At 64.4% G+C, this 8,187-nt stretch carries 10 protein-coding genes and 1 pseudogene; 3 read left to right on the forward strand and 8 right to left on the reverse strand.

All coding sequences use genetic code 11. The features are described 5' to 3' along the window. From YO9_RS18925 to YO9_RS0114345, 8 genes and pseudogenes are all read right to left on the reverse strand, one after another. Nucleotides 1-229, reverse strand: a pseudogene (locus tag YO9_RS18925) (hypothetical protein); the annotation flags it as partial. Further along, nucleotides 226-1,755, reverse strand: coding sequence for a hypothetical protein (locus YO9_RS18930; RefSeq protein ID WP_223286624.1), 1,530 nt, complete (start codon nt 1,753-1,755; stop codon nt 226-228). The gene YO9_RS18930 and the pseudogene YO9_RS18925, both read right to left, overlap by 4 nt. Next, nucleotides 1,728-2,462 carry a hypothetical protein gene (locus YO9_RS18935; RefSeq protein WP_223286625.1) on the reverse strand — a complete coding sequence of 245 codons (735 nt, stop codon included), beginning with the start codon at nt 2,460-2,462 and terminating at the stop codon, nt 1,728-1,730. Before YO9_RS18935 ends, YO9_RS18930 begins: the two co-directional genes overlap by 28 nt. Continuing rightward, nucleotides 2,426-2,956, reverse strand: coding sequence for a phosphopantetheine-binding protein (locus YO9_RS18940; RefSeq protein WP_223286626.1), 531 nt, complete (start codon nt 2,954-2,956; stop codon nt 2,426-2,428). The genes YO9_RS18935 and YO9_RS18940 overlap by 37 nt, the downstream gene beginning before the upstream one ends. Then, entirely contained in the window at nt 2,953-4,122 is a 1,170-nt protein-coding gene (locus tag YO9_RS18945) for an AMP-binding protein (RefSeq protein ID WP_262925710.1), read from the reverse strand. Before YO9_RS18945 ends, YO9_RS18940 begins: the two co-directional genes overlap by 4 nt. A gap of 419 nt (nt 4,123-4,541) precedes the next feature. Next, nucleotides 4,542-5,477, reverse strand: a complete 936-nt coding sequence (locus YO9_RS0114335; protein WP_223286627.1) for an alpha/beta hydrolase family protein — start codon at nt 5,475-5,477, stop codon at nt 4,542-4,544. A gap of 104 nt (nt 5,478-5,581) precedes the next feature. Further along, entirely contained in the window at nt 5,582-6,082 is a 501-nt protein-coding gene (locus YO9_RS0114340) for a hypothetical protein (protein ID WP_223286628.1), read from the reverse strand. Next, entirely contained in the window at nt 6,079-6,267 is a 189-nt protein-coding gene (locus YO9_RS0114345; protein ID WP_016998110.1) for a hypothetical protein, read from the reverse strand. Before YO9_RS0114345 ends, YO9_RS0114340 begins: the two co-directional genes overlap by 4 nt. Nucleotides 6,268-6,406: 139 nt before the next feature. Here YO9_RS0114345 and YO9_RS0114350 point away from each other — a divergent pair, with 139 nt between their 5' ends. The 3 genes from YO9_RS0114350 (at nt 6,407) to YO9_RS0114360 (ending at nt 8,164) form a co-directional block, all read left to right on the forward strand. Next, on the forward strand, nt 6,407-6,709 hold the full coding sequence (locus YO9_RS0114350; RefSeq protein ID WP_016998111.1) for a hypothetical protein: 303 nt from the start codon (nt 6,407-6,409) through the stop codon (nt 6,707-6,709). A 217-nt stretch (nt 6,710-6,926) separates the two neighbouring features. Beyond that, a complete protein-coding gene (locus tag YO9_RS0114355; protein WP_016998112.1) occupies nt 6,927-7,520 on the forward strand; it encodes a sensor histidine kinase in 594 nt (197 codons plus the stop codon). Continuing rightward, nucleotides 7,517-8,164, forward strand: coding sequence for a response regulator (locus YO9_RS0114360; protein WP_016998113.1), 648 nt, complete (start codon nt 7,517-7,519; stop codon nt 8,162-8,164). The genes YO9_RS0114355 and YO9_RS0114360 overlap by 4 nt, the downstream gene beginning before the upstream one ends. The last annotated feature ends 23 nt before the right edge of the window (nt 8,165-8,187 follow it).

The following is an 8,187-nucleotide window of genomic DNA, read 5'->3' on the forward strand; positions in this document are numbered from 1 at the left end:
TGGGAACGTTGCGCATGGCAGCGCCCTGTCGTGGAGCCGCAGACTGGGGCCGGGGCGGAGCCGTGATGATGGGGGTCTGCGCGGTCCACAGCTCACTTTCCGTGAGTGGTTCGCCGCGGTCGTGGTGCTCGCCGGTCCACACTTCGCGTTCTGGCCGAGGTCCCGGTGCGGGACGATGTCCCGGGGGAAGATGCCCCTCGACCACGACCTTCGTCGATTGCTCGCTCACTTCATGGCCTCCTGTGAATTCTCCTGGTCCGCGGTGGTGGACCACGGCGCCATGCGGAAGTTCGATGCGGAATAGAACGGCACGGGCTTACCCGCCACCGGCGGCCCGGGGACCGTCTGGGAACTGATGGCCTGGTCCCCCGGTTCCAGGTGTTGGATGGGATTTCCGCCCCAGTTGCCGTCCGCAGGAACGGTTTCTTGGCGCATGACCAGCGAACCCGGGCCCACCGTGGAACGCTGCTCGATCGTGGCGCCGGGCAGCACAAAGCTGTTGGGCCCCAGTGTGGAGCCCTGTTCCAGGGTCACGGGTTCCAGGCGCATGATGCGGTCGTGGAACAGGTGGGTCTGCAGCACGGTGCCCCGGTTGACGGAGACGCGGTCCTCGAGCTCTACCAGGTCGAACTCCGGCAGCCACCAGGTCTCACACCACACGCTGCGACCGATCTTGGCGCCCATCAGGCGGGTCCACATGTTGAACATGGGCGAGCCGATGCTCAACCGCACCAAGGACGGCACGGCCAGCGATTCGGCAAAGACATCCGCGAGCTCATTGCGCCACACGAACGAGCTGAACAGCGGACGCTCCCCCGCACGGAAGCGGCCCATGAGGGACCACTTGACCAGCACGGGAACCAGGCACGCCAGCGTACTGGCGACGATCAGGACAGGACCGGACCAGAGGAACGTGTAGAGCACTCCGCTCAGTCCCTGGCCGTAGGCCATGTAGATGCTGGTCAGGGTGAAAACGATCAGCAGATCGATCCACGCGGACACCATGGCCGGCACCACGCGGAACAGTTCCACGAAGGCCCGGGCAGCCTTGAGTCGGCGCGGCGGTTGGAACGTCACGTCGTCGTCAGCGTTGGCCTGCGCACGCGCAATAGGTTCCGCATTGCGTCCGAGCCAGGATGAACCGGCCGGGGCCTTGTGGGGCGCCGAGCTGAGCACGGCCACCAGCACATCGTTCGGCAGGTCCCGGTCCGGACCGACGATCGCCGAGTTACCCACGAACGTCCGCTCACCAATGACGGAGGTACCCACATTCAGCCAGCCGAAACCGGAGCGGTGCGAGGCCACCAGTGAGTGGTCGGCCAGGAAGGAACCGTCCTTCAAGGAGGTGAGGTGCGGAATCGACTCCATGGTGGAAATCTCCACGTTGCGGCCGACCCGAACGCCCAACAGGCGCATGAACCACGGGGTCACGCAGGACGCATAAATGGGATAGGTGGAGATCAGGGTGCGCTGCAGCAGCATCTCCGTCAACCACGTGGCCCACGCGACCTTACCGGTGTGTGGGAAGTATCCCGGGGTGATCATGTCCGCCACGAGTCGGATACACCCGGCCACGAGCAACAACCACGTGGCCGCGGTCAGCACCGTGAACACGGGAACCCACAGCGCCAGGAACGAGAAGACGTCCTGGTAGCGCTCCAGGAAAATGATCTCGATCAGCGCCAACACGGCACCCGGAATGATGGCCAGCAACGGCAGCACGGAAATCAGTGCCACGCCACCGGAATAGGCCACGTGGGCCTGGAATTTGCCCCACGATCCAGTGTGGGAACGTCCTGCGGCGCCACCTCGGGCCAGGTCTCCCCCGCGGTGCCCAGATAGACCAGCGGCGAACCGCCCCACAGTTCACCGTCCGGAACCGTTCCGCTCACGTGGGAACCGGGCGAGATCTCTGCCCATTCGCCCACGCGGCTCCCGGGGTCCAGGAGCGTGCGCGTACCGAGTCGCGCGTGCGCCCCGATCTCGATGGCACCCACGTGCAGGGTGTCACCGTCCAGCCAGTATCCGGCGATGTCCGTCTCCTGTTCGAGCGAGGCGTTCTCGCCAATGGTCACCAGACCCGTCACGGGCGGCAGAGCGTTGAGGCTGGCGCGGTGGCCCACCGTGTTGCCGAACAGTCGGTGCAGTGTGCGTGCCATCGGAGTGCCCAGCAGAAGTTCGTACTTGTTGAACACCACCAGGCGTTCCGCAGCCCAGATCCGCAGGTGGGTCCAACCGCCACGCGGATAGTGCCCGGGCTTGAGGCCCGCGTTCAGGGCCCGCACCGCGGCGGCTCCCAGGAGAACACGTCCGGGCAGGGAGAACATCACGAGCCACCCCAGGAACAGGGGCCAGAACGGAGGACGAGGCACCCAGGCAGCATCGACCACCACAGACAGCACCCACACGACGATGAGCGAACCCATCACGTAGCGCAGGCCGTTGAGGATGCACAGTCCCACCAGGAAAGCCCCTTGGGCCCACCCAGTCCACCCCGGCATCCGTTCCGGTCCCGCTTCGAGTCGGTCGATGCTTCCAAGGTCTCCAGGTAGGAGGCCATCCCGCGCAGAGTGGGGTCCGCGTAGATACGAGCAATCTCGGTATCCGGGTGGGTCTGCCGCAGCGCAGAGACCAGCCGAGCCACGCCCACCGAGCTGCCGCCCAGCGCGAAGAAATCACTGTCCGCGGTGAACGGCAGGGGTCCGAGCTGGTCCGCCCACAGTTCGGCGAGCCAGACGAGATCCGGGTCGAGGTCCGGCTCGTCATCCCCGCCGGAGTTGGGCAGCGGCCACGGCAGTGCCTTGCGGTCGACCTTGCCCGAGGTCTTGAGCGGCAGTTCGTCCATCAGGCACAACGCGGGAACGAGCTGTCCCGGCAACCGTTCGGACAGCCATACGCGCGCCTGAGCGAGGTCCACGGAACCTTCGGATTCCGGGACCAGGTAGCCCGCGATCACGCTGCTGCCGCCCGGAGTGGAGTGCACCGCACACGCGCCGGCCCGCACGCCGGTACCCGGGACATGTGGTCGTCGATCTCACCGAGCTCGAGACGTCGCCCGGACACCTTGACCTGGTCGTCCGCGCGTCCGGCGAACACCAAACCTTCCTTGTCCGCGCGCACCACGTCACCGGTGCGGTAGGCCCGCTCCCAGCCCAGGGCAGGCAACGGCGCGTACATTTCGGCGTCCTTGGCGGGGTCCAGATAGCGACCCAGGCCGACGCCGCCCACGATCAGTTCGCCGGTTTCTCCCCAGGCCACGGGCTGACCCTCGGAGTCCACCACGGTGAGCTCCCACCCCGGAACGGGGAGCCCGATCCGCACGGGATCCTCACCCGTGAGGATGGCGCCGGAGGCGATGACCGTGGTTTCGGTCGGCCCATAGGTGTTCCATACTTCTCGGCCAGGACGCACCAAATGTTTGGTGAGTTCCAACGGACAGGCCTCACCGCCGAAAATCAGCAACCGCACGGTGTCCAAGGCTTCTCGGGGCCATAGCGATGCCAGTGTCGGGACAGTAGAAACTGCGGTGATGTGATGTTCCACGATCCACCGGCCCAGGTCCGGTCCGGAGCGCACGATGTCCCGTGGTGCCGGGACCAGCGTGGCGCCGTGGCGCCATGCAAGCCACATTTCCTCGCAAGAGGCGTCGAAGGCTACGGACAGGCCGGCCATGACTCGGTCCCCCGGTCCCAGGGGCCTGCGCTGGAGGTACATCAACGCTTCCGCATCCACGAGCGCGGCCGCCGAGCGGTGGGTAATGGCTACGCCCTTGGGCTTGCCGGTGGAGCCCGAGGTGAAGATGATCCAGGCATCATCGCGAGTGCGGGGCGAGCCGATGTCGTTGGTGGTCTTGATCTGCTCAACCCGAGTGAGGTCGAGGTTTCGACCGAAAATAGCGGCTACCCCGGCTTCTTCCCACACGGTTCGTGCGCGCTCATCGGGATCATCCCAGTCAACGGGAACGTACGCCGCACCGGCAAAGAGCGTGGCCAGGATGGCCACGTAGAGGTCGATGCTTCCGGACGGTACGCGAATACCGACGCGGTCACCGCGCCCCACACCGAGGTCCCACAGCCGCTGGACGTGGGTTTCGATGAGGTCTTCGAGCTCGCCGTAGGCCACCCGCTGATGTTCGTCTTCCAGCGCGATGCGTCCGGGTACTGCGAGACCGTATCGAGCACGATATCGACCAGTGTGCGCGCCTGCGGCGGTTGCTCCACCGGATAGACGGCGCGGTCCTCGGCTATTTCTATTGTCGATCTGTTGTGAATCCTATGGTGGTTTTCCACGGACAAGGCTTCCCCCAAACGGATAACCATTGAACACAGGGGTAGCCGGGCACCGTCAATTCACGACGATGAACTATGAGGTGCTGTGAAAGTCATCCGGCCCAGTCCCCCGACGGTCCGGATTGCGCGTCACATCAACGCGCCTATCAAATGACAGCATCCCCCTGCTGATTATTTTTTGCGTTAATCGTACATCCTCCCAAGTCAGAGGACAATTTAGGTGAAAAACGATTTAGTATGTGCGACGCGATCTCAGGCGTCGGCGGCTTTCATCAGGTCGTCCAGAATCCGCGCATCGGGCATGTCGTAGTGGTCGTGACCGGGCAGCAGCTCCAGATCAACCTCTTGGAAGCCTTCATCGTCGTAGAAATCAGCGCCCGCGACGGCGGCACTCACAGCGTCGAACGGAGCCGATTCAGTGGAGCCGTCATCTTCCTCGCCCGTGATCCACCACAGGGGCATGCTCTCCATTTGAGACTCCGTGGCAGCCTTGTCGAGGTCCAACGGGGCACCGCCGCCACCTACCATTGCGGCTCCGGCGGTGACCAGATCTCGCGGGCCGGCGAGAATTCCGTAGCTGAGCATCTCCGCGCCACCGGAATAACCCATCCAGGTGATCCGCTCCCGGTCTACCGGGAAGTCCTGCAGGATCCGGTCGTTCACGAGTGACGTCAGCCAATCGCGATTGGCGTCGAGATTTTCCCACCAGGTGGGGTCATGAGCCCTGTCCGGAGTGCGCGGCACCACCAGCAACGCATTGTGAGAAGCAGCCACTGCGGCCAGGCACGTAGTGCGGCCGCTGGGGTCGTGGTACTCCCGAGCGCCGTCGCCGTGCAAGTGCATGACCAATCCGACGGGCTTCTCCGTATTCACGCCGCCGTCGATCACGTGATACTGCCCGGTCAAACCGTTGTGATCGTAAGTCTGCGCCATCTCCCCCAGCTCGCCCGCAGCGGAGTACGTGCTGCCCGCGCGGAAACTCGCATCGATGATCTGCGTGGGTTCCGCGCGGGGGTCATCCGCCGCAAGACCGTAGGTCGTGCAGCTGACAGCTGTGGATTCTTCATCGGGATCGAGAGAGAACAAGAGGGGGGAAAGGGCAGTTCCCGTGGCCAGTACGAGTGCAGCGCCGAGCGCAACGCGAGCGGTGACAGTTAGGGAGCCGTCCCCCGAATGTCGGGTCGGCATGGGCAGATTCTATCGGGATCGGCGCACCTGCTACGAACCTGACGCGGCGTAACCTGTAAATACAGAGATACCCCGCCATCAGGCGGGGCAACTCTCTCCAAGAATCAATGGTGCTGTGGGATCCCTCGACCCACCGTGACGTCACTCAAGATCGGGTCTTTGTGCGTTGGCAGCAGCAGTGGATCCCGCAGAAGTCCCACCACCAGACCGGCACAAGCACCGAGCAGAAGCAGGCCGGACAGGTAAGTCGCCCACTGTGTGAAGTTGCTGCCGACGAACTCGACAACCACGAACGCAAGCAGCACCGGGCCGGTCCATCGCGGTGCGGCACCGGAACGAAGGTGAGCGATGCCCAGGAGTATCAGGCCCACCACCGTGCAGAGCAGTCCGGCGATCATGAACGGTATGAGCGGCGGGTAGGACTGTAGTTGGCCGGCGGCCACGGCGTTGGCAAGCGGGTCCGCAGCCATCGATTGGCGGGCCATCTCCACACCGCTGTAAACAGCATGTCCGAAACCGCCGAGCACGGTGAGCGAGCCACCGATGATGGCCAACTTGGGGCTGGCCGGGTGTAACCATGCCCCAACACCGGCAAAGCCGATCATGCAGGCCAGCTGGCTGACGGCCAGCGCCAGAATGGCGATCTGGCACTCACGCCGGCATCGGCGATGGCGAGCAGACTGTCGAAGGGATCATCGAAGTGGTCGGGTAAGAGCATTGTCCAGATGATCGACAATGCCGCGAAGAGTATGAGACTGGTGGCGACGAGAAGTCGGAGTTTCTTGTTCATGTCTCCAGCACACCGCAACGGGCTGCCCCCGTCATCGGCCACACGTCGCGACTATTGTCATCCACGGGATGACGCCACGCGCGCGCATCTCGCCTACCGTTAACTCATGGAGCGCCACCGGCCCAGGTTTGTAGATCTGATGATCGTCCTCGCGGTGCTCCTTGTCGGCCTGATGGAGATCTGGATCCCGTTCGCCTCGCGAGCCGGAGACGGGCACCTCTGGTTGTCGTCGGCGCAGGTGGTGATCGTTGCGGCAGCCATGGTGGTGCGCCGCACCCGTCCGTTGATTGCGGCCGGGGTGACGTTCGTGCTGTTCAGCGGCCTGCACATTGCCGGGGTGACCTTCCTCCTGTTCTACGGGCAGTTCGTTCCCATGGTGCTGACGACCTTCGCTGTGGCCCGCCACGGAAAGGGTCGTGAACCTTACCTTGCGCGGCGCTGATCATCGGCACCATGCTGGTCGGAGACTTGCTGGTCCCTGAATTGCAGGACCCGGATGAGATCGTCTTTCACTGGAGCGTGCTCTTCGGTGCCTACGCTCTCGGAACCTGGCAGCGGGTGATGGCGAACCAGGCTGCGCAGCGCGCCAACGAGCGATCGACGCCGATCGTGAGGCTGCGACGACGGCTGCGGCGGCCATCCTCGAGGAGCGCACCCGGATGGCGCGTGAACTGCACGACGTGGTGGCCCACGCGATGAGCGTGATCGTCGTCCAGGCGGGTGCAGCCCAGCTCGTCACCGATGACGAAGAGGAGGTCCGCCGCTCACTGGAGACGATTCGCAGCACCGGGGCCGACGCACTGGCCGAAATGAGGCGGTTCGTCACGATGCTCCGAGACCCGGAGGAGACCGCTTTGCGGGTACCTCAACCGGGACTCGCCGCGGTCGAACAGCTCGTGAACGAGGCCAGGGCCAATGGTCTACCGGTCACTTTCGAGGTGCACGGCACCCCACGGAATCTACCGGCGGGGGTTGACCTCGCGGCCTATCGGATCATCCAGGAGGCGTTGACCAACACACGGCAACATGCGTCGGGGGTCTCGTCGATCGAGGTGATCATCGATTACGGCTCAGACATGCTGCGATTGGGGGTCCACGATGACGGGTTGGCCATGGCCCAGACCTCCGGTTCGGGTCACGGTCTGATCGGGATGCGCGAACGGGTTCAGCTCTACGGCGGGTCTTTACGTGCCGGGCCATCGGACTCTCGTGGCTTCATGGTGGTTGCCGTCCTACCTCTGGAGGCATCATGACTATCTCGGTGTTGGTCGTCGACGACCAGGACCTGCTCCGGGCGGGTTTCCGGCTGATATTAGAGAAGTCTGGGTTCCACCTCGTCGGTGAGGCCGCGGACGGCGTCGAAGCTATCGAGCGCGCCCGGGCACTGTCACCGGATGTAGTGCTGATGGATATTCGAATGCCGCGGTTGGACGGGATCGAGGCCACCCGCCGGATCGTGGCGCAGCGCCCCGCGACCAGGGTGCTGGTGCTCACGACCTTCGATCTGGACGAGTACGTCTACGACGCCGTGCGGGCGGGGGCATCCGGGTTCGTTCTGAAAGATCTGCGTCCCGCCGATCTCGTTCGGGCCGTGGAGATTGTCTCGGAGGGCGAGGCAATGCTCGCCCCGCAAGTGACCCGGAGGCTGCTCGAACAGTTCGCACCCTCGCCGTCACAGACGGTGGCCTTGCCCGCTCTGACGGAGCGTGAAACCGAGGTGCTGCGGCTGATAGCCACGGGGAGGTCCAACACCGAAATAGCAGGTCAACTTTTCCTCAGCGAGGCAACGATCAAGACCTACGTGTCACGGTTGCTCACCAAGGTCGGCCTGCGCGACCGCGTGCAGTTGGCCGTCATGGCCTACGAGAGCGGCCTCGTCCACCCCGGCACAGAGTGAGTCCGGGTTATAGGCCAAAATAT

This window comes from Kocuria atrinae C3-8, from assembly GCF_000286355.1.
Lineage (GTDB): Bacteria > Actinomycetota > Actinomycetes > Actinomycetales > Micrococcaceae > Kocuria > Kocuria atrinae_A.